Raw genomic sequence first — 20,162 nt, 5'->3', positions numbered from 1 at the left:
ATTCCCCCTATAATGTATCTATTTCTCTTCTGTCCCCTACTCTCGAAAGCTTCCCATTTCTTTCAGTCACTTCCTCCATAATATCTTCTAATGATATATTTTTTTCAGCTAATAAAACGAAGCAGTGATACAATACATCAACCATTTCTTTCACTAACTCTTCTTTGTCATTATTTTTAGATGCGATGATTACTTCAGAACATTCCTCACCAATTTTCTTTAAAATTTTATCTTCTCCTTTTGAAAACAAGTAATTTGTATATGATTCAGGAAGTGGATTTTCCTTTCGTTCTTCAATTGTTTCAAATAGTAATTTAAAGGCATTTCCCATATGTATCCCCCTATATAATTTTGTAGTGAAAACATGTTTTTTCTCCCGTATGGCAAGCAGGTCCTACTTGCTTTACGACAACAACGATTGAATCTTGATCACAATCTAAATAAAGAGATTGCACATATTGGACATTTCCTGATGTTTTTCCTTTATTCCACAAAGATTGTCTCGAACGGGAATAAAACCATGTTCTTTTCGTTTCTAGCGTCTTTTCATACGCTTCTTCATTCATATAAGCTAGCATTAAAACTTCTCTCGTATCCTCTTCGATGACAACTGCCGGTATTAATCCTTTTGAAAAGCTAGGCTTCATAACCGCACCTCAACATTTGCATTTTTTAATTTTCTCTTTACGTCCTGCACTGTCGCCTCACCATAATGAAAGATTGATGCCGCTAGTGCTGCATCAACTGTTGTCTTTTGAAAGACTTCTATAATGTGATCAACATGACCACATCCACCTGACGCGATGACTGGCACGGAAACGCTTTTTGAAATTTCTTCAGTTAAACGAAGGTCATATCCATTTTTCGTTCCATCTGCATCCATACTCGTTAATAGAATTTCACCTGCCCCGAGCATAACAACGCGCTTCGCCCATTCGATGGCATCCATTCCCGTATCAACTCTTCCGCCGTTCACATATACATTCCACTTATCTTCTGCTACTTTTCTAGCATCAATTGCTACGACAATACATTGTGAGCCAAAATGCTGTGCCCCTTCTTCGATTAATTTTGGATTTCGCACTGCCGCTGAGTTAATTGAAACTTTATCTGCTCCAGCTCTTAGTAAATTGTACATATCTTTCACACTTGAAATTCCTCCGCCAACTGTAAGAGGAATAAATACTTTTGAAGCCGTTTTTTCTACAACATCTATAATCGTTTTTCGTCCTTCATGCGTTGCCGTAATATCTAAAAATACTATTTCATCTGCTCCCGCATCATTATATACAGCTGCTATTTCAACAGGGTCACCGACGTCTTGTAATCCTATAAAATTTATCCCCTTTACGACTCGCCCTTCTTTCACATCTAGACATGGAATAATGCGTTTTGCTAACATAACTTTGTTACCTCTAGCACTTCTTCTAAATCAATCGTTTTCTCGTAAAGAGCCTTACCAATTATGACACCGTATATATTCATATCATTTAATTTCTTCACATCTTGAATAGATGCAACTCCTCCAGAAGCAATGAGACGAAGACCCACGCTTTTTTGTAGTAACTCTAATTGCTCTAAATTCGGCCCTGCAAGTGTTCCGTCTTTCGAAATGTCTGTAAACACAATTGTTTGAACACCTACATTCTCCATTTGTTTTGCTAAATCAATGTAAGAAATTTCAGACACATCAAGCCAGCCTCTCGTTGCGACGAAACCATTTTTCGCATCAATTCCAACGATGATTTTTTCTTTATATAGAAGAACTGCTGCTTCTAAAAATGCCTTATCATAAAGAGCAGCCGTTCCTAAAATCACTTTATCTACACCTACTGAAAATAATTTCTCTACCGCTACAAGTGAGCGAATTCCTCCTCCAACTTGCACAGGAATACGTACCGCCTTACAAATTTTTTCAATGATTGGCAAGTTTAACGATTCCCCAGCAATTGCACCATCTAAATCAACAATGTGTAATGTTTTCGCTCCAAATTTTTCGAATATAATCGCTTGTGCAACTGGGTCTTCATTCATTACTGTTTCTTTACTAAACTCTCCTTGATAAAGTCTAACGCATCGCCCTTCTTTTAAATCGATAGCTGGGAAGATTTCCATGTTTCTACCACTCCTTTGAAATTTTTCAACATTTGCATGCCAATGTCACCGCTTTTTTCAGGATGAAACTGTGCGCCGTATATATTACCTTTTGCTACAAAACCAGGTACTTTCACTCCATATTCACTTATCCCATACACAATTTCATTCGAACAATCTGCATAATAAGAGTGAACATAATATACGAAAGAACCGTCCTCTACTCCATTCCAAAGCTCTATTTCTCCCTCTTTCTTTAACTCATTCCATCCCATATGTGGAATTTTATAAGGAACTTTTAATTTCCGAATGATACCTGGTAATAAATTCAATCCGTTACAGCCTTGTAATTCCTCACTTTTTTCAAATAAAAGCTGCATTCCTAAGCAAATACCTAGCAGCGGTTTTCCTGAACTTCCAACTTCTTTTAACACACGCACTAAATCTTTTTCTTCCAATATATCCATCGCTTTTGGAAATGCACCTACTCCTGGTAAAATCACTCCATCACTTCTAAAAATCTCTTCTTTATCACTCGTTACGATGTACGCTGCTCCAATATATTTTAATGCTTGTTCTACACTACGAATATTTCCCATTCCATAATCTATAATGGCAATCAATTACAACATCCCTTTCGTTGAATTTACACCAGTAATGTTGGCATTCCTTTCGACCGCTTCTCTAAGCGCTCTACCAAATGCTTTAAATAACGCTTCAATTTTGTGATGTGTATTGCTTCCATATAAAATGCGAGCATGTAATGTAATATTGGCAGCATGAGCAACTGCTCTAAAAAATTCTTCTGTTAGTTCTGTATCAAAATCCCCTAGCTTCGGATTCGTTAATTCTCCTTGAAATACAATATATGAGCGCCCGCTAATATCAATTGCGACAAAACCTAAAGATTCATCCATCGGCACATATGCTGCGCCGTACCTGTTAATCCCCTCTTTATTTTGCAATGCTTCTTTCAAACAATTTCCAAGTACAATCCCAACATCTTCAACTGTATGATGCGCATCAACGAATACATCGCCTTCCGCCTCCACTTGCAAACCAAACCTTCCATGCCTTGCAAATAAAGTTAGCATATGATCAAAAAATCCAACTCCGGTTTGTATAGAAACGTTCTTTCCTTCATCAAGCTGCAAACTTAATTTTATTCTTGTCTCTGTCGTCTCACGTATTTGACTGGACTCACGCATTATTCTTCCTCCTCAAATCTTATTTGAATTGCTCTCGCATGCGCATGTAGCCCTTCTTTATTGGCAAGTTCTACAATATGATGTTGTACATCTCTTAACGCTTCCTCCGTGTAAGACAGAAAGCTTGATTTTTTCACGAAATCATCGACTGATAATGGTGAGAAAAACCTTGCCGTTCCACTTGTCGGTAATACGTGATTCGGTCCCGCTAAATAATCACCGAGCGGTTCCGGTGAATATGATCCAAGAAAGATAGATCCTGCATGTTTCACATAAGCTAGAGCATTCATCGGTTCTTTTATATGTAACTCTAAATGTTCCGGGGCAATTTCATTCGATAATTGAAGTGCTTCATCTAAAGAAGGAACGATAAAAATGGCTCCATTTCTATTTATCGATTCACGGGCGATTTCGCTTCTTGGCAATGTTTCTAACTGTCTTTCTATCTCTTTTTCTACTTCTTTTGCTAACTTTATATTCGTTGTAATACAAATTGCCGTTGCTCTTACGTCATGTTCTGCTTGTGATAATAAATCAGCAGCAATATATTTTGCATTGCCGGTTTCATCAGCGATAACTACAATTTCTGAGGGTCCAGCAATCATATCAATATTTACTATTCCGTATACTTCTCGTTTCGCCAGAGCGACGTACAAATTTCCCGGTCCAACTATTTTATCCACTTTCGGAATCGATTCCGTCCCGTATGCTAAAGCAGCAATTGCTTGCGCACCACCTATCGTATAAATTTCATCTACTCCTGCCAGGCTTGCAGCAACTAAAACATGTGGATCAATTCCTCCATCTCTCGGCGGTGTTACCATTACAATCTTTTTCACACCTGCTAGTTTTGCTGGCAATACATTCATTAATACTGACGAAGGATACGAAGCAGTTCCGCCCGGCACATATACCCCTACATTTTCTAACGGCCGAATGATTTGTCCTCTAATGATGCCTTTACTCGCGCAATCGAATATAGATTGCCTTTTTTGCTTTTCATGATATGAAATAATGTTTTTCTTCGCCTCTTGCAACGCTTCTAAAAATGAATTCTCTACAAACATACTCGCTTGTTTTATTTCTTCTTCACTTACACGAAACTCTTCCACCTTTACACCATCAAACTTGTTTGTATAAAAAGATAGGGCCCCATCCCTACTCTCCCTTACATTTCGAACAATTTCGCTTACATTTCTTTGAACAGTTTCTTCTATTATATTAGCGTTTTCTCGTAGCAATTTTATTTTCGATAACGCCTTTTGAAAATCTTCACAAACGATCTCCATAACAAGTCCTCCTATTTTCCTGACAAAATTTCTTGTTCCATCATATTTATAATACTGAATATTTCGTCTTTTTTAGTTTTTAATGCAGCCTTATTTACAATCATTCGAGCAGATATAGAACACATTTCTTCAAATACAATGAGTCCATTTTCTTGTAATGTTTTTCCGGTTTCAACAATATCAACAACGGCATCTGCCAATCCAAGAATAGGAGCGATTTCTACAGAGCCTTCTATTTTTATAATTTCTACATCCTCTCCTTTATCATGAAAATAGTTAGAAGTAATATGTGGATATTTCGTCGCAATACGTTTCTTCCGGTAGCTCTTCGGGTTATAAGTAGGAATAGAAGCAACACAAAACTTACACACGCCCACTCCCAAATCCAGCATTTCATAAATATCCTTCTCGTTTTCCATTAAAACATCTTTACCAACGACTCCAATATCAGCTACTCCATGTTCTACATAAGTAGCAACATCTACTGCTTTCACTAAAATAAACGAAATATCTGTATTTTTACTTTGAAAGACTAGCTTTCGTCCTTTATTTTTGAGCTCTGAACAATCAATTCCAATTTGTTCAAAGAGCGGAATCACATATTTTTCTAATCTTCCTTTCGTTAACGCAATTTGAATGTTACGCATGAAGTTTCTCCTTCTTTCTGGATTACCCATTTCTCGTTCCATACATATTCCACTAACGATTCATTCTTTGCCTCAACGACCGTTACTATTTGATTTTTTCTTGCAAATTGAAAGGATTCATTTATATTTGAGAATAAAGATAGCTCTACTTTTTTCCCGTCCTTTTGAAGTAAATTTCGCAATCGTTCCGCTTCTGCTAATCTATTTAACTCATAATGAATCAGAATATCTATTCTCTTTCGTTCATATGGTTTTTGCTGCTCTTGTAGCGCCTTCACAATTTGATTGACTTGCACCGCGAGTCCAACAGCTGGCAGCATCTCTCCAAAATTTCCAATTAACTCATCATATCTTCCGCCACTAACAATTTCTTCTCCTATTTCATATATATACCCTTTGAAAATAACTCCCGTATAGTAATCTAAATGTTGAATCATGCCCAAATCAATTGATATGTAAGATCCATAGCCTAGTTTTTCAATTGCTTCATATATCTCTTTCACTCTTGCAATGGCCATTTTCATTTCATTACTTGAGGCGAGTTTTTCTGCTTCCTCAATCACTTCTAAATTCCCAAATAGCCTTGGTAATTTCTCAAGTAATCTTACTGTTTCATCACATCGATCTAATTTCTTTTCTCTAATAAAATTTGATAGAGCAGCATAATTTTTACTTTCAATATATGTTCTAAGTATTCTCTCCTCTTCCTCATGAATGGAGAGCTTTTTGACAATACATTTATATAACTGCACTTGCCCAATCTCTATTGTAAAAGATTGCACCTTCATCTTTTGAAGTGATTGAATGACGCTTATGACACATTCAATTTCCGCTCTTACATTATCAATCCCGATAATTTCAATACCACTTTGCACAATTTCATTATATTTTCCAGTAAGAGACTCATTCGCTCGAAATACATTCCCGCTATACGTCAGTTTAAGTGGCGTATCACATCTCTGCGTTCCAATCACTCTCGCTAAAGGAATTGTCATATCTGGACGCAAGACGATAATCCGTCCCTTTTCATCAAAAAATTTATACATCTTTTCTTCATCTATCGGTCTATTTTGAAAAGCAAAAACATCATAAAATTCAATTGTAGGTGTCCTTATTTCCTCATAACCTCGCTCTAAAAAAGTACGCCTTAATTTTTGTTCTACTTCTTCAATTAACGTACATTCTTCGAATAAATAATCTCTCGTTCCATTTGGGTTTGCCCGTTTCCATTTTGTCATCTAAATGCTCACACCTTTCCCTTTCTAATGTATGCCTATTTCGTGCACCTAAACCGAAAATAAAAAGAGCCTCGTAGACAAAATACCTACAAGGCTCTTTAGTAGAGTGTAGGTACAACGGGAATAACCCTTGTGCCTACACGTTTTCACGCTAGGTTCAAGGGCTTTATGTATGATGATGTAGTTGTGTAAGCATTTTAATAGATTGCACGATATTCATAACACTTACTCCCTTTCTCCTCTGATTTTTACATAGTATATAATACTTAATTCTGAATGTAAATACATTTTGAACATTCCGTTATTTCTTAATATAAAGCTACTTTCCTTTCATACTCTACAATTTCTTGTTCATGTTGCATTGTAATACTAATTTCATCTAAACCATTTAATAATTTCTCTTTCCACATTTTCTCGATTGTAAAATGGAATCTGTGTGCACTCATTGTAATGACTTCATTCTCTAAATCTACTTCTATTTCTTCTCTCGCATCCGTTTTGGCAAGTTTTTCTCGCATTTCTTTATCCATTACAATTGGTAACATACCATTTTTCATACAATTCATATAAAAAATATCTGCAAACCCTCCGGCGATAATTACGCGGAAACCATAATCAGCAAGTGCCCACGGAGCATGTTCTCTTGAAGAGCCGCAACCAAAATTATCACCTGTAATTAATATACTTGCCCCTTTTCTATCTTGTGCATTAAGCGGAAAATTAGGGTTTTCATGGCGGTTATTATCATAACGCCATTCATCGAATAAATACTTTCCAAATCCGGTCCTTTCAATTCTCTTTAAGTATTGCTTCGGTATAATTTGATCAGTATCAATGTTATCATTCATCAGTACTGCGGCAGTACCTCTATGAATACGAAATGGCTCCATCATAACTCTCCTTTCTAGTATCAACAAAATGCCCATATAACGCAGCTGCTGCCGCCATTGCTGGGCTAACTAAATGTGTTCGTGCTCCTTTCCCTTGTCTTCCTTCGAAATTACGATTTGAAGTTGAAGCACAATGTTCTCCTTCAGGTACTTGATCTGGATTCATTCCAAGACACATGGAACATCCAGGTTCTCTCCATTCAAATCCAGCTTCTTCAAAGATGTGATGTAGTCCTTTTTGCATCGCAGCTTCTCTTACTCTTTTCGATCCAGGCACAACGAGTGCTCGCACACCTTCTTTTACCTTTCTCCCTTTCACAACAGATGCAGCAATTTCTAAATCAGAAAGCCTGGAATTTGTACAAGATCCAATAAAAACATGCTGAACTGGAATGTCATACGTACTTTGTCCAGGGCTTAACCCCATATAAGAAAATGCTCTTTCTTCATTTGCATCATGCTTTTCTGGTAATTTTTCATCAATACGAACACCCATACTCGGGTTTGTTCCCCACGTAACGTACGGTGCTAAATCTGTCACATCTACCACAATATGCAAATCATAAATTGCATCTGCATCGGTATAAAGTTCGGACCATTTCTTCTCAAATATTTCATAGTCTTTCGGTGCATATTTACGTCCTTTTACGTAAGCAAATGTTTTTTCATCTGGCGCGATAATACCCGCTTTTGCTCCCCCTTCAATTGCCATATTACAAAGCGTCATTCTCTCTTCCATCTCCATAACTTGAATCGTCTCTCCGTAAAATTCCATTACGTATCCAGTTCCAACTGCTACACCGTACTTTGAAAGGAGGTGTAAAATAATATCTTTTGCGTAAACACCTTTCTGTAAATTCCCTTTTAACTCAATGCCCATCGCTTTCGGTTTGCGTTGCCATAACGTTTGCGTTGCCAATACATGTTCCACTTCACTCGTACCAATGCCAAATGCTAACGCACCAAACGCACCGTGCGTTGCTGTATGACTATCACCACAAACAATTGTTTTTCCTGGCTGCGTGAGCCCTAATTCTGGTCCGATAACATGAACAATCCCTTGCTCTTCATCTCCGATATCCGCCAATGGCACCTGAAATTGTTTACAATTTTCCCGAAGTGTATCTAGTTGCTGCTTCGCAATGCGATCGGTAATATTCCAAACATCTTTCGTTGGAATATTATGATCCATCGTTGCGAATGTTAGATCTGGTCTGCGGACCGTTCGATTTGTAAGCCGCAAGCCTTCAAAGGCTTGCGGTGACGTTACTTCATGAACAAGATGCAGATCGATATATAATAAATCTAATCCATTTTCATTTGTCGTAACTATGTGTCTTTCCCAAAGCTTATCTAGCAACCTTTTTCCCATTATCTTCCTCTCCCTACTAGCGCTTGCTCTTCCATTTCTTGCATAACTGCCTTCGTAAAAGAAGTTGTCGTTTCAGTCCCTCCGATATCTGCTGTACATTTTCCTGATTTAAGGACTGCTGAAATTGCTTCTTCAATTGCACACCCTTCTCTCGTTAATCCGAACGATTGCCCAAGCATCATTGCAACAGAGCGCATCATTGCAATTGGATTCGCCTTATTTTTCCCAGCAATATCCGGTGCTGATCCGTGAATAGGCTCGTATAGCGAAGGGCCCTTTTCCGCGTGACTAGCTGATGGCAGCATTCCTAATGATCCAGCTAATACGGAAGCCTCGTCACTCAAAATATCCCCAAATAAATTTTCCGTTACAATTACATCAAACCGTCCGGGATTCCGAATTAATTCCATAGCTGCGGCATCCACTAAAATATGTTCTAATTCAACACCTGGATATCGAAGTGCTACCTCTTCTGTTACAGTTCTCCATAGTTTACTAGACTCTAAAACATTTGCCTTATCAATAGATGTTACTTTTTTCTTCCGCTTACTCGCTAATTGAAAAGCATAAGAAACGATACGTTCAATTTCATGACGATGATACGTAAGTGTATCTGTTGCTACTTCGTCCGTTCGTTCTTTCGGATAAGAAAAATAAATCCCACCTGTTAATTCACGAACGACAACGAAATCAATTTCATCAGCCTTTTTTAATGGCGATAAATGTGCCGTTGCGCTTTCTACCGTGACAGGGCGAACATTTGCAAATACTCCAAGTCCTTTTCTTAAAGCTAATAATCCTTTCTCTGGCCTTTCTTTCACACCATCCCACCTTGGTCCACCAACTGCTCCTAGTAAAACCGCATCACTCGCTAAACAGGCGGCAAGTGTTCGTTGTGGTAATGGTTGCCCATTTAAATCGATAGCACTCCCACCAAAGTACTCATCTTGCAAATGAAAATGATGCCCATATAGCCTCTCTACCATATGCAATACTTCCTTTGCACTCTCCATAATTTCCGGGCCAACACCATCACCAGCTAAACAAACGATACGTTTTTCCATTTTTAACACTCCTTTTAACAGAATTTTCGGAACTTTGATTTGATAGGTGAGGAAAGCTTCTCTCACCTATCAAACATTTATTTCACAAGCGCTATAAGAGATTTTAATTTCCCTGCTGCATGGACATATGCTCTTGCTGACGCTTCTAATACGTCTTGCGCAACACCAAAACCTGATACTTGATGCGTTCCTTCTTTTAATTCAACATGAACATGAGCAAGTGCATCTTGACCTTGTGTAATAGATTGTATGCGATAATCTGCCAATTCACATTCTAATCCTAAAATTCTTTGAATCGCATTGTATATCGCTTCAATACTACCAGAACCAGTGGCTGCATCTTCATATACATTTCCTTCCTCATCTTTTAGTACAACTGTCGCGCATTGTGTACTATTTGATACGAAATGTACTTGTAATTGCATAATGTTATATTGTTGTGCTGCAAATGCTGCTTCACCAAGCATAAGCGCGCGTAGATCTTCTTCAGTAATTTCCTTTTTACGATCAGCCAATTTTTTAAATGTTTCAAATACCGCATCACGCTCTTCGTTTGTAAATTCATAGCCAAGCTCTTTCATTTTTTCCGTAAACGCGTGACGTCCAGAATGTTTCCCAAGTACAAATAGATTTTGAGATTCGCCTATTAGCGCTGGTTCAATAATTTCATATGTTGTCACTTCTTTTAAAACACCATCTTGATGAATTCCTGATTCATGAGCGAATGCATTCGCTCCAACGATCGCTTTATTTTTCGGCACAACCATACCTGTTAATCTGCTTACTAATGTACTTGTCGCTTTAATTTCTTTTAGCGTCATAGAAGGCTCTGCTTTATAAAAATCTTTTCTAATATGAAGAGCAACCGCAACTTCTTCTAACGCCGCATTCCCTGCCCTTTCTCCAATTCCATTAATTGTTCCTTCTACTTGCAATGCTCCACCTTCAACTGCAGCTAGCGAATTTGCTACAGCCATCCCAAGATCATCGTGACAATGACAAGAGAAAATTGCTTTTTCATATGAAGGAACAGATTCTTGTAAGTGCTTAAAAAGAGAATAATATTCTTCTGGATTCGTATATCCAACTGTATCCGGGATATTAATTACATTCGCTCCTGCACGAATCGCAACTTCTACTGCCTCAGCCAAAAAATCTCTTGATGTTCTTGTCGCATCTTCTGCAGAAAATTGTACTGTCGGAAATAACGACTTTCCAAGCGTAACCGAGCGATAAATGCTGTCTAACACATCTTCTTTTGACATACAAAGTTTATATTTCATATGAATATCACTCGTAGCTAAAAATACGTGTAAACGAGGAGATACCGCACCTTTCACAGCTTCATATGCTCTTCGAATATCACTTTCTTTCGCTCTAGCTAAACTCATAACTGTAGCATTTTGAATTGTATTCGCGATGCGTTTTACCGATTGAAAATCCCCTTCGGAAGCTGCTGCAAAGCCAGCTTCCATGACATGAATCCCTAGTCTCTCTAATTGCCTTGCAATTTGCAATTTCTCTTGTTCATTTAAATTCACTCCTGGTGATTGTTCGCCATCACGTAGCGTCGTATCCATGAACAAAATCTGCTTCATATTATTTGACCCCTGCCTTTACTCGCGGCTGTACGAAAGGCATCATTTCACGTAATTTACGTCCAACTACTTCGATTTCATGTTCATTCTCTTTCTCATTTGTAGCATGGAAATTTGGTTTTCCTGCTTTATGCTCTGCAATCCAACCTCTCGCAAATGTACCATCTTGAATTTCGGCTAGTACTGCACCCATCGCTTTCTTCGTATCTTCCGTTACAACGCGTGGTCCTGATACGAAGTCGCCCCACTGTGCTGTATCTGAAACTGAATATCTCATATTTTCAAGTCCACCTTCATACATAAGGTCAACGATTAGTTTTAGTTCATGTAAACATTCAAAATATGCAAGTTCAGGCTGGTATCCTGCATCAACTAGCGTTTCAAATCCAGCTTTTACTAGCGCAGTTACTCCGCCGCAAAGTACAGCTTGCTCTCCAAATAAATCTGTTTCTGTTTCTTCTTTAAATGTCGTTTCTAGTACACCAGCTCTCGTCGCTCCAATTCCATCGGCATAAGAAAGTGCCTTTTCAGTCGCAACTCCTGTTGCATCTTGGTATACTGCAAATAATGCAGGAACAGCTCCACCTTCAGCAAATGTACGGCGCACAAGATGTCCTGGACCTTTTGGTGCTACTAGAAATACATCTACATTCGCTGGTGGTTTCACTTGATCAAAGTGAACATTAAATCCGTGTGCAAAAACGAGAGAATTTCCTGCCTTTAAATTTGGCGCAATTTCCGCTTCATATACTTCTGGTTGCAGTTCATCCGGTAGCAAAATCATTACTACATCAGCTTTTCCCGCTGCTTCCGCTACTGTATATACAGAAAATCCATCTTCTTTCGCTTTATCCCAAGACTTCCCTTTTCTTAAACCTACTACAACATCAAATCCATTATCACGTAAATTTTGTGCATGCGCATGACCTTGCGAACCGTATCCGATGATTGCTACTTTCTTTTCTTTTAATACATTTACCGTTACATCTTTCTCATAATAAACTTTCGCCATTTTCATTTCCCCCTATATTTAAATGATTATTGAATTAACATAACTTGCTTATCTTGCTTTTTCATGCTACGCGTAAAGGCCGTTACACCTGTTCTTGCAATTTCTTTCAAACCGTATGGACGAAGTAATTCAATTAACGCTTCTACTTTTTCCTGCGTACCTGTTACTTGCACCACTATGGAATCCTTCCCAACATCTATTACAGCGGCTCGAAACGGTTCAATTAAACTATATAATTCTGCTCTTGCTACTGAAGTTGCTACTTTAATAAGTGCAAGTTCTCTTGCGATCATCGCTTCTTCTGTAATATCTGACACTTTCAGAACATCAATTTGCTTATGAAGTTGTTTAATTAACTGCTCCACTTGCTGTTCATTTTCAACATGTACAACAATCGTCATCCGCGATATGTCCGATGATTCCGTATGACCTACTGAAATACTTTCAATATTAAAATGTCTTCGTGTCATAACACCTGTAATTCGGTTTAACACACCACTTTGATTTCGAACTGTTGCTGTAACAATTCTCTTCACCTTTTTTCCACTCCCTCCATTTGGTGAACACCTTTCCCTGGCGCAACCATCGGCATTACCTTTTCTGATTGAAGTACACGGCAATCAATTACGACTGGCTCTTGTAATTCAATCGCATGCTGTATTTGCTTCTTTGCAAGAAGTGGATCGTCTATGCGAATTCCTTTTATGCCATACGCATTCGCAAGAGCGACGAAATCTGGTTGGCACGGTAGTAAAGAGTGCGAATATCTTTGATTATAAAATTCATCTTGCCACTGTCTTACCATTCCTAGCGCTTCATTATTTAAAATAAATACTTTAACGGGTAAAGAATGTTCTTTTAAGACACTTAATTCTTGCAGAGTCATTTGAAATCCAGCGTCACCGACAATTGCAATAACTAGTTCATCAGGCTTTGCAATTTGCGCACCAATCGCGGCTGGAAATCCGAATCCCATCGTTCCTAGTCCTCCTGAAGTTACCCATTTATCTGGAGTTTTGAGCGGATAATATTGTGCTGCCCACATTTGATGTTGCCCAACATCTGTTGTTACAACGGCCTCTCCTTTCGTAATTTCATATAACATATCAATTGTATATTGTGGCTTAATACTTTCCGAATTTCGTTTATAAGATAGTGGATACTTTTCTTTTCTACTCTTTAATAAAGAGAGCCATTCATGATGATTTTCTTTCTTCCCTTCTGATTGAAGTAATACTTCCAGCGCTCGCTTAGCACTTGCAACAATTGGAATTTCAGTCGGTACATTTTTCCCAATTTCTGCCGGATCAATATCGATATGCGCAACAGTCGCCTCTTTAGCAAAATAAGCTAAATTTCCCGTAAGACGATCATCGAACCTCGCACCTACATTAATGAGTAAGTCGCATTCGTATAACGCCATATTAGCTGTGTAAGAACCATGCATTCCTCCCATCCCTAGAAAAAGTTCATCATCTGGCGGAAAGCCACCAAGACCAAGTAATGTATGGACAACAGGAATGTCATATTTACGAGCAAAACTTGTTAATTCTTTCGATGCTTTCGCATGCAATACACCTGCTCCAGCTAAAATTAACGGCTTGTTTGCAGCCCTAATTGCTTGTAATAATTTGTTTATTTGGAGTAGATTCGGTTCATAATTAGGGTTGTATCCTGGTAAATCCATTTGTACATCACTACATCGTTCTCCTCGTTCCACTACCATATCTTTCGGAAGGTCAATAACGACCGGGCCTGGTCTTCCTGTTCTAGCAATATGAAATGCTTCTTTAATAATTCGAGGTAAATCTGAAGCCTTTCGCACTTGGTAGTTATGTTTTGTCACCGGCATCGTAAGCCCCATAATATCCGCTTCTTGAAAAGCATCACTTCCAATTAATGTTGTTGCTACTTGCCCTGTAAATACTACAAGTGGTAATGAATCAATCATCGCATCTGCTAGACCAGTAATCACATTTGTAGCACCTGGTCCACTCGTTGCAATTACAACCCCTGGATGGCCAGTAATTCTGGCATACCCTTCAGCAGCGTGAATAGCACCTTGTTCATGCCTTGTTAGAATATGCGGAATTTCACAGTCATAGAGTGCATCATAAAGAGGTAAAACAGCACCACCAGGATAACCGAAAATCACCTCTACTCCTTCCTTTTCTAGCGCTTCTAACAATAGCTGTGCACCAGTTGCCAGTTTCTCTTCCGTTTTTGAAGACATTGTTCTTATAAGCCCCCTTTTAAAAACTTTTATCAATAAAAAAAATCCTACGTCCACACTCCAGCTATGTGCTGAAGGGACGAAAGATTTCGCGGTACCACCCTTCTTCGCAAGAATACTCTTGCCTCAGTGACCCATAAATGAGTCTAGCTAATAACGGAGCTACCGTCTAAGCCTAGACAAACGCTTCAGCTTAGCACTCAAGGGCGATGTTCGTCGACGTGAACCATCGGTTTCCAGCAACCACCGACTCTCTGTGAGGCTTCACAATCAACTACTCCTCCCTATCAACGCTTTCTTATGTTATAAAGAGTTGTTATCCAACTTTATTTTCTTCGTAAATTTTCTCTCCATCTTCTATAACTAACTTTCGGAATTCTTCTAATAAACGATTCGTATGTGGACCCGTTTGCCCTAAACCAATCGTTCTACCATCTACTGTCGTAACAGCAATTACTTCAGCTGCTGTTCCTGTTAAAAATACTTCATCAGCTACATATACGTCATGTCTTGTAAATAACTCTTCTCTAACGTCATATCCAAGTTTTTCACCAATTTCTAAAATAGCGTTTCGTGTAATACCTTCTAACGCTCCAGCAGAACTTGGTGGTGTAATTAATTTATTTCCTTTTACAATAAATACATTATCTCCTGAGCCTTCAGCTACGTATCCTTGATCATTTAACATAAGCGCTTCTTGTACTCCAGCCAATTTCGCTTCGATGCGAACTAAAATATTGTTTAAGTAATTTAAAGATTTCACTTGAGGCGACAATACATCTGGACGGTTTCGGCGCGTTGCAACTGTTACAACTGGAATCCCTTTTTCATAATATTCTTGCGGGAATAAAGATAGTTGCTCTGCAATTACTACTACATTCGGTTTCTTACAAGAATCGGGATCTAACCCAAGATTTCCTGCTCCTCTCGATACAACTAGGCGAATGTATCCATTAGATAATTTATTTTGTCGAATCGTCTCAACAACAATATTCGTTACTTCATCTAAAGAATATGGAATTTCTAACATGATGGATTTTGCTGATTCATATAACCGGACAAGATGCTCTCTCAAACGGAAAACATTACCGCTATAGACTCTAATTCCTTCAAATACTCCATCTCCATATAAATAACCATGATCATATACTGATACTTTTGCCTCGTCTTTTGGAACAAATTCTCCATTTAAGAAAATCCATTGCTCGTTCACTGGAAAGCGCCTCCTATGTTCTATGAATTTTTTATTGTTTCCTAGTTTACTCTCCTTTCTAAATAAATCAAGTGAATTTTTAGAAAATTTATAATTTTTATTCGTACGTACATCTTTAATTATATTGATTTAACAACATTGTTAACGTTTACAAAAAGTCAAAAAATTTTTTTCGCCAATTTCCACTAAAAAAAATATTTGTTTAAAAGAAGGATTTTCGTCAATTGATACGAATCTATTGTATTCAATAAACGGACGTCCGTTTTTATAAATTCGGGAATATACAACGACTTTTGCTGAAAAAGGAGGAAAATAATAAAAATAACGCTGTCTAAAAATAACATTCATATTTTTCATTTCGGAATCATAATCCTATTTTTAAAAAACAATTTGTCAAAATGAAGGAGGAAATCAATATGGCGTGTGTACAAATTAAAGGAACGAGACAAGAGGTAGTAGAAATGCTTCAACTATTTGATCTAATGGATACGAAAGGTTTTTGTAAATTCGATAATTATGTAGAGGTAGAACCAAATAATAAAGAACATAACAATTTTATTGCTTCAATCGACATCCATTCAAATACTTCTTCCGCCCAAGATACTTTAAACGATCAATTCGTAAGCCAAATGCTTACTGGTGTATATAACGACTAAATAAAGTGAAACTTTAATCAGACTACCCGTAAATAACAGATAAATATATGCTTCCTACCGTCTTTTCATAAATATATGCGATGTACTTGAGCATACTAGCAACTAGATGGTAGGAGGTGAGAATTATGGCTAGAATCGGTGTTGAAAACTCGTTAACAGATGTTCAGCAAGCTCTCCAGCAACAGGGACATGAAGTTGTTACCCTTAATTCAGAACAAGATGCACAAGGGTGCGATTGTTGTGTTGTAACTGGGCAAGATTCCAATATGATGGGGATTGCAGATGCATCAATTAAAGGTTCGGTAATTACGGCTCATGGTTTAACAACGGATGAAATTTGTCAGCAAGTTGAGAGCCGCACTTAAATTTATTATAAAAATAGAAAGAGGACTCCTTTTGAAAAGAAGTCCTCTTTTTTATATTCACCTAACGGGAAAGTAACATATACTGGATGAAAGCCCTACCTCTCTCTCATCATTACGGTTCCACTGACCGCTCCTTGATTCACTAGTATACCTATAAAGCCTATAATTATAATTTATAGGGTTTGTTCACAAAAGTTGTTGGTAAAACTACCCGATCTTTCGCAAACTTTTCGTATTATATTTATAAGATTTATTTACTTTACACTAGCTGTAACCGAGACACGAATTAAAATTTTAACATCAATACAATAACTTGTCAACACTTTTTATAAATTAAAAACAGACAGTAACGGTTTGTCTGTTTTAGAATGGAGCTTTTTCTTTTATTACATATACAACAAAGCCGCTTACTAACATACATAAGCCAACTACTAAGTTTTTGATATTAATCATAAGTTCCTCTCCCTTATTCCACACATCATATATATTTACAGTTCAATTATTCCGATCATCATAAAGCGCACTTTTTCTAATATATCATAATTCCTAAAAAATGCAAGTTCACTTTTGACGGTTATTTACAAATTTATCTACAGTGCTTGGTACAGTATTTAAAGCCTTCTCAATTAAATGCGTACTACTATTGAGGTGCAATACTTGCACACCGTTAGAACCAACTACTAAAAAAGCAACTGGGCTAATAGAAACCCCAGCCCCGCTTCCGCCTCCAAACGGATGACTTTGCTTGTTCTCTTTATGCTGCCCTTGTCCGTTATTATGTTTTTCGGAAATAAAATCACCTTTAAAGTCACTTCCACCAGCACCAAAACCAAAAGCCACTTGAGATACTGTTAATACTACATTTCCATCAGCTGTTGAAACTGGACTTCCAACAATCGTATTTACATCTACCATCTCTTTTAAATTTGTCATTGCTGTTTTCATTAAATTTTCAATTGGATGTTCCATTATGTATTGCACCCTTTCCTCATTATTCCTTTTTATACTTTCCAAAATAGAGGAAGTCATACTAACTTTTCCTATTTCAAAAAAACAATTTTCTCCTACTAGATGGATATTACTCCCTGTACATACTCGGATAAAGTGAAACTTTAATCAGTGGGGGTTTTCTTCATCCCCCACTGATTATTAGCCCTCACCAATCGGACTTTTATGGGTAGCCCATCCCCCACCTAACTTCTTTGCTTTCGCTGAATTTTGAGGTGGGGGTCTTACTGCCCATTAAAGCGGGATAAAAAAGAAAAAGAGATACATACTACTATTGAACCTTGTTATGAAAGGAGTCATGACTTTGACTGAGAAATTTGATGAGTATAAAAAAAGAGATAGAATAGATAGTGACTATAAAGAAGAATATGCAGCTGAGGTTGCACCACAGCACATTGATTATGATTACGATGAGAAAGATAATAAGGATGATGTAAGATCGTCCGCTGCTGGGTCAACGGCTGGCTTTATCGCTCTTGCCTTATCTATCTTATCACTATTTACCTTCCCAACATTATTTGGTCTTGTTTCTGTATTACTAGGGATCTACGCTTATAATCGCGGAGCTACTGTAACTGGTGGTATCGCTGCGATTGTCGGCGGAATTGCAGCACTCATTGCAATTTTATTCCGAGTAGCGCTTATCGGTTTATTGTTCTCCCTTTTTTAAAAAGAAAAAGGTATCTCGCTTATGCGGGATACCTTATCCTGTAAATACATCTTCTGATGGATATTTAATTTTTTGTTTTGCTGGTCGCGCTAAAGAAAAGACAAGTGTTAACGGTCCAATTAATCCACAAAACATCACAAACATAATAATACATTTTCCAAACGCTGATAACTTGGCAGTAATCCCCATCGTTAATCCTACTGTACCAAACGCTGAGATTGTTTCAAATAGTAGCTGAATAAAACTGAAGTTTTCTGTAAGCATTAATACAAATACTGCTGCAAAAATGAGGATTTGACTGGCAACAGCAATCGCTAAAGCTCTCGTTACTGTCGACATTTTAATTGTGCGCTGAAATAAAACGATTTCCTCTTTCTTTCTAAAGAAAGAAAGGACAGATGTAACTAAAATAACAAACGTTGTTAATTTAATCCCCCCACCCGTTGATACACTTCCTGCACCAATAAACATTAAAACCATCGTAAATAATATAGATGACTCTTCCATACCCCCGTAGTCAACTGTATTAAATCCGGCAGTACGTGGAGTAATACCTTGGAAGAAAGAAGCCCATAATTTTTCATTTAAAGGTAAGTTCCCTAACGTCTTCACATTATTATATTCCAATACAAAAATCACAATCATCGCTATAACATTTAGCGCTACTGTTCCGACAATCATTATTTTTGAATGAAGTGATAATTTTCGAAAACTACGACTATACCATATATCAATTAATACAGTAAAACCGAGACCACCTATTACAATTAAAGAGCAAATCCCAATATTAATAATAGGATCGCCTACATACCTTGTTAAATTATCCGGCCATAGAGCAAATCCAGCATTATTATAAGATGCGATCACGTGAAAAATACTATAGTATACACCTTTTCCAAAGCCAAACTCTGGAATAAAACGAAATGATAAAAAGATGACTCCAATAAACTCAATACAAATTGAAAATATAAAGACACGTTTTACTAATTTTACGAGACCACCTATATTTGTCTGATTAAATGCCTCTCCAATTAATAATCGGTGGCGTAAACCAATCTTTTTACCTAATACCCAAACAATTAAGATGGCAATCGTCATAAGACCTAGACCACCTGTTTGAATTAAAAACATAATTACAATTTCGCCAAACATCGTAAACGTACTTGCAGTATCCACTACTCCCAATCCCGTTACAGTCGCTGCTGACGTTGCGGTAAAGAAAGCATCTACCCAACTAATATGTACTTTCGTTGCGAATGGTAACTTTAATAACAAACCGCCAACCACAATTAAGCAGAAAAAACCTAATGCTAATATTTGTGGTGGATTTAATCGTATAAAACGATTATACAGCCTTTGTCTTTTTGTTACTTCCATATTCACTAACTCCCTTTTCCCTCATAACTAAAGGCTTATAAGAGCCCTTACATAGCGGGATAAACCTTATATTCTTATAATATAGTTGAGCATAATCCTTTTTTTCAAAGATTTCAACTTTTATTTATACTCGAACTTTACTTCATTTTATAACAAGACACTTTCTATTATATTTCTTCTTATTCTACAAATCTCGCAACAATCATTTTATATGTATCATTTCTCAAA

At 37.4% G+C, this 20,162-nt stretch carries 24 protein-coding genes and 1 other annotated feature; of the genes, 3 read left to right on the top strand and 21 right to left on the bottom strand.

Going from position 1 to position 20,162, the window contains the following annotated elements; all coding sequences use genetic code 11:
• Positions 1-7 precede the first annotated feature (7 nt).
• The 18 genes from hisI (ATN06_RS07370) to ATN06_RS29680 form a co-directional block, all read right to left on the bottom strand.
• Positions 8-331 carry a phosphoribosyl-ATP pyrophosphatase gene (hisI, locus tag ATN06_RS07370; protein ID WP_060630109.1) on the bottom strand — a complete coding sequence of 108 codons (324 nt, stop codon included), beginning with the start codon at positions 329-331 and terminating at the stop codon, positions 8-10.
• A gap of 10 nt (positions 332-341) precedes the next feature.
• Complete coding sequence (gene hisI / locus ATN06_RS07365) at positions 342-647, bottom strand: phosphoribosyl-AMP cyclohydrolase (protein WP_060630108.1); 306 nt, start codon at positions 645-647, stop codon at positions 342-344.
• Positions 644-1,402: an imidazoleglycerol phosphate synthase cyclase subunit gene (gene hisF, locus ATN06_RS07360; RefSeq protein WP_060630107.1), complete on the bottom strand. Its 759-nt coding sequence runs from the start codon at positions 1,400-1,402 to the stop codon at positions 644-646. Before hisF ends, hisI (ATN06_RS07365) begins: the two co-directional genes overlap by 4 nt.
• Complete coding sequence (gene hisA, locus ATN06_RS07355; RefSeq protein ID WP_060630106.1) at positions 1,396-2,115, bottom strand: 1-(5-phosphoribosyl)-5-[(5-phosphoribosylamino)methylideneamino]imidazole-4-carboxamide isomerase; 720 nt, start codon at positions 2,113-2,115, stop codon at positions 1,396-1,398. Before hisA ends, hisF begins: the two co-directional genes overlap by 7 nt.
• Positions 2,088-2,717, bottom strand: coding sequence for an imidazole glycerol phosphate synthase subunit HisH (gene hisH, locus ATN06_RS07350; RefSeq protein WP_060630105.1), 630 nt, complete (start codon positions 2,715-2,717; stop codon positions 2,088-2,090). The genes hisA and hisH overlap by 28 nt, the downstream gene beginning before the upstream one ends.
• The gene (hisB, locus tag ATN06_RS07345) at positions 2,718-3,302 is read right to left on the bottom strand and encodes an imidazoleglycerol-phosphate dehydratase HisB (RefSeq protein ID WP_060630104.1); all 585 of its coding nucleotides are present in this window, start codon (positions 3,300-3,302) and stop codon (positions 2,718-2,720) included.
• Complete coding sequence (gene hisD / locus ATN06_RS07340; protein ID WP_060630103.1) at positions 3,302-4,591, bottom strand: histidinol dehydrogenase; 1,290 nt, start codon at positions 4,589-4,591, stop codon at positions 3,302-3,304. Before hisD ends, hisB begins: the two co-directional genes overlap by 1 nt.
• A gap of 11 nt (positions 4,592-4,602) precedes the next feature.
• The gene (gene hisG, locus ATN06_RS07335; protein WP_060630102.1) at positions 4,603-5,238 is read right to left on the bottom strand and encodes an ATP phosphoribosyltransferase; all 636 of its coding nucleotides are present in this window, start codon (positions 5,236-5,238) and stop codon (positions 4,603-4,605) included.
• The gene (gene hisZ, locus ATN06_RS07330) at positions 5,214-6,476 is read right to left on the bottom strand and encodes an ATP phosphoribosyltransferase regulatory subunit (RefSeq protein WP_060630101.1); all 1,263 of its coding nucleotides are present in this window, start codon (positions 6,474-6,476) and stop codon (positions 5,214-5,216) included. Before hisZ ends, hisG begins: the two co-directional genes overlap by 25 nt.
• A gap of 308 nt (positions 6,477-6,784) precedes the next feature.
• A complete protein-coding gene (leuD, locus tag ATN06_RS07325) occupies positions 6,785-7,366 on the bottom strand; it encodes a 3-isopropylmalate dehydratase small subunit (protein ID WP_060630100.1) in 582 nt (193 codons plus the stop codon).
• Positions 7,344-8,738 (bottom strand): 3-isopropylmalate dehydratase large subunit, encoded by a 1,395-nt coding sequence (gene leuC, locus ATN06_RS07320; protein WP_060630099.1) that lies wholly within the window; start codon positions 8,736-8,738, stop codon positions 7,344-7,346. Before leuC ends, leuD begins: the two co-directional genes overlap by 23 nt.
• Complete coding sequence (leuB, locus tag ATN06_RS07315; RefSeq protein WP_060630098.1) at positions 8,738-9,802, bottom strand: 3-isopropylmalate dehydrogenase; 1,065 nt, start codon at positions 9,800-9,802, stop codon at positions 8,738-8,740. The genes leuC and leuB overlap by 1 nt, the downstream gene beginning before the upstream one ends.
• A 77-nt stretch (positions 9,803-9,879) precedes the next feature.
• Positions 9,880-11,400 (bottom strand): 2-isopropylmalate synthase, encoded by a 1,521-nt coding sequence (gene leuA / locus ATN06_RS07310; RefSeq protein WP_060630097.1) that lies wholly within the window; start codon positions 11,398-11,400, stop codon positions 9,880-9,882.
• A 1-nt stretch (position 11,401) separates the two neighbouring features.
• Positions 11,402-12,412 carry a ketol-acid reductoisomerase gene (ilvC, locus tag ATN06_RS07305; protein WP_060630096.1) on the bottom strand — a complete coding sequence of 337 codons (1,011 nt, stop codon included), beginning with the start codon at positions 12,410-12,412 and terminating at the stop codon, positions 11,402-11,404.
• 26 nt (positions 12,413-12,438) lie between these two features.
• Positions 12,439-12,948, bottom strand: coding sequence for an acetolactate synthase small subunit (ilvN, locus tag ATN06_RS07300; protein WP_000822948.1), 510 nt, complete (start codon positions 12,946-12,948; stop codon positions 12,439-12,441).
• Positions 12,945-14,645 (bottom strand): acetolactate synthase large subunit, encoded by a 1,701-nt coding sequence (ilvB, locus tag ATN06_RS07295; RefSeq protein WP_060630095.1) that lies wholly within the window; start codon positions 14,643-14,645, stop codon positions 12,945-12,947. The genes ilvN and ilvB overlap by 4 nt, the downstream gene beginning before the upstream one ends.
• 72 nt (positions 14,646-14,717) lie before the next feature.
• Positions 14,718-14,945 (bottom strand) — a binding site (T-box leader).
• A gap of 16 nt (positions 14,946-14,961) precedes the next feature.
• Positions 14,962-15,858 carry a branched-chain-amino-acid transaminase gene (ilvE, locus tag ATN06_RS07290; RefSeq protein WP_001005497.1) on the bottom strand — a complete coding sequence of 299 codons (897 nt, stop codon included), beginning with the start codon at positions 15,856-15,858 and terminating at the stop codon, positions 14,962-14,964.
• Positions 15,859-15,999: 141 nt separating this feature from the next.
• Positions 16,000-16,215 (bottom strand): hypothetical protein, encoded by a 216-nt coding sequence (locus tag ATN06_RS29680; protein ID WP_060630094.1) that lies wholly within the window; start codon positions 16,213-16,215, stop codon positions 16,000-16,002.
• 59 nt (positions 16,216-16,274) lie between these two features.
• Here ATN06_RS29680 and ATN06_RS07280 point away from each other — a divergent pair, with 59 nt between their 5' ends.
• Both ATN06_RS07280 and ATN06_RS07275 read left to right on the top strand, forming a co-directional pair.
• Entirely contained in the window at positions 16,275-16,514 is a 240-nt protein-coding gene (locus ATN06_RS07280) for a DUF3911 family protein (protein WP_000752504.1), read from the top strand.
• Positions 16,515-16,639: 125 nt separating this feature from the next.
• Complete coding sequence (locus ATN06_RS07275; RefSeq protein WP_000101018.1) at positions 16,640-16,879, top strand: YkuS family protein; 240 nt, start codon at positions 16,640-16,642, stop codon at positions 16,877-16,879.
• Positions 16,880-17,242: 363 nt separating this feature from the next.
• Here ATN06_RS07275 and ATN06_RS07265 read toward each other — a convergent pair whose 3' ends face one another.
• Positions 17,243-17,332 carry a hypothetical protein gene (locus ATN06_RS07265; protein WP_000608225.1) on the bottom strand — a complete coding sequence of 30 codons (90 nt, stop codon included), beginning with the start codon at positions 17,330-17,332 and terminating at the stop codon, positions 17,243-17,245.
• Between the two features lie 108 nt (positions 17,333-17,440).
• Positions 17,441-17,908 (bottom strand): GerW family sporulation protein, encoded by a 468-nt coding sequence (gene ytfJ, locus ATN06_RS07260; protein ID WP_060630092.1) that lies wholly within the window; start codon positions 17,906-17,908, stop codon positions 17,441-17,443.
• Between the two features lie 265 nt (positions 17,909-18,173).
• Here ytfJ and ATN06_RS07255 point away from each other — a divergent pair, with 265 nt between their 5' ends.
• Positions 18,174-18,557, top strand: coding sequence for a hypothetical protein (locus ATN06_RS07255; RefSeq protein ID WP_060633101.1), 384 nt, complete (start codon positions 18,174-18,176; stop codon positions 18,555-18,557).
• 33 nt (positions 18,558-18,590) lie between these two features.
• On the opposite strand, the gene ATN06_RS07250 is transcribed toward ATN06_RS07255, so the two are convergent.
• Positions 18,591-19,934, bottom strand: a complete 1,344-nt coding sequence (locus ATN06_RS07250) for a TrkH family potassium uptake protein (RefSeq protein ID WP_000454131.1) — start codon at positions 19,932-19,934, stop codon at positions 18,591-18,593.
• Positions 19,935-20,162: the final 228 nt, after the last annotated feature.

This window comes from Bacillus thuringiensis (assembly GCF_001455345.1).
Taxonomy (GTDB): Bacteria; Bacillota; Bacilli; order Bacillales; family Bacillaceae_G; genus Bacillus_A; species Bacillus_A thuringiensis_N.
This window is presented reverse-complemented; position numbering and strand designations above follow the sequence as displayed.

Bases quoted from the DNA above. Each gene is read 5' to 3' on its own strand.
- hisG (WP_060630102.1), bottom strand. From the start codon at position 5,238: ATGCGTAACATTCAAATTGCGTTAACGAAAGGAAGATTAGAAAAATAT.
- hisI (WP_060630108.1), bottom strand. From the start codon at position 647: ATGAAGCCTAGCTTTTCAAAAGGATTAATACCGGCAGTTGTCATCGAA.
- ATN06_RS07250 (WP_000454131.1), bottom strand. From the start codon at position 19,934: ATGGAAGTAACAAAAAGACAAAGGCTGTATAATCGTTTTATACGATTA.
- leuC (WP_060630099.1), bottom strand. From the start codon at position 8,738: ATGGGAAAAAGGTTGCTAGATAAGCTTTGGGAAAGACACATAGTTACG.
- ytfJ (WP_060630092.1), bottom strand. From the start codon at position 17,908: ATGACTTCCTCTATTTTGGAAAGTATAAAAAGGAATAATGAGGAAAGG.
- hisF (WP_060630107.1), bottom strand. From the start codon at position 1,402: ATGTTAGCAAAACGCATTATTCCATGTCTAGATGTGAAAGAAGGGCGA.
- hisI (WP_060630109.1), bottom strand. From the start codon at position 331: ATGGGAAATGCCTTTAAATTACTATTTGAAACAATTGAAGAACGAAAG.
- hisD (WP_060630103.1), bottom strand. From the start codon at position 4,591: ATGGAGATCGTTTGTGAAGATTTTCAAAAGGCGTTATCGAAAATAAAA.
- ATN06_RS07275 (WP_000101018.1), top strand. From the start codon at position 16,640: ATGGCTAGAATCGGTGTTGAAAACTCGTTAACAGATGTTCAGCAAGCT.
- ilvC (WP_060630096.1), bottom strand. From the start codon at position 12,412: ATGGCGAAAGTTTATTATGAGAAAGATGTAACGGTAAATGTATTAAAA.
- ATN06_RS07280 (WP_000752504.1), top strand. From the start codon at position 16,275: ATGGCGTGTGTACAAATTAAAGGAACGAGACAAGAGGTAGTAGAAATG.
- hisZ (WP_060630101.1), bottom strand. From the start codon at position 6,476: ATGACAAAATGGAAACGGGCAAACCCAAATGGAACGAGAGATTATTTA.
- hisB (WP_060630104.1), bottom strand. From the start codon at position 3,302: ATGCGTGAGTCCAGTCAAATACGTGAGACGACAGAGACAAGAATAAAA.
- hisA (WP_060630106.1), bottom strand. From the start codon at position 2,115: ATGGAAATCTTCCCAGCTATCGATTTAAAAGAAGGGCGATGCGTTAGA.
- ilvB (WP_060630095.1), bottom strand. From the start codon at position 14,645: ATGTCTTCAAAAACGGAAGAGAAACTGGCAACTGGTGCACAGCTATTG.
- ATN06_RS07255 (WP_060633101.1), top strand. From the start codon at position 18,174: ATGAAAGGAGTCATGACTTTGACTGAGAAATTTGATGAGTATAAAAAA.
- leuA (WP_060630097.1), bottom strand. From the start codon at position 11,400: ATGAAGCAGATTTTGTTCATGGATACGACGCTACGTGATGGCGAACAA.
- leuB (WP_060630098.1), bottom strand. From the start codon at position 9,802: ATGGAAAAACGTATCGTTTGTTTAGCTGGTGATGGTGTTGGCCCGGAA.
- ATN06_RS07265 (WP_000608225.1), bottom strand. From the start codon at position 17,332: ATGATTAATATCAAAAACTTAGTAGTTGGCTTATGTATGTTAGTAAGC.
- ATN06_RS29680 (WP_060630094.1), bottom strand. From the start codon at position 16,215: ATGAAAAATATGAATGTTATTTTTAGACAGCGTTATTTTTATTATTTT.
- leuD (WP_060630100.1), bottom strand. From the start codon at position 7,366: ATGGAGCCATTTCGTATTCATAGAGGTACTGCCGCAGTACTGATGAAT.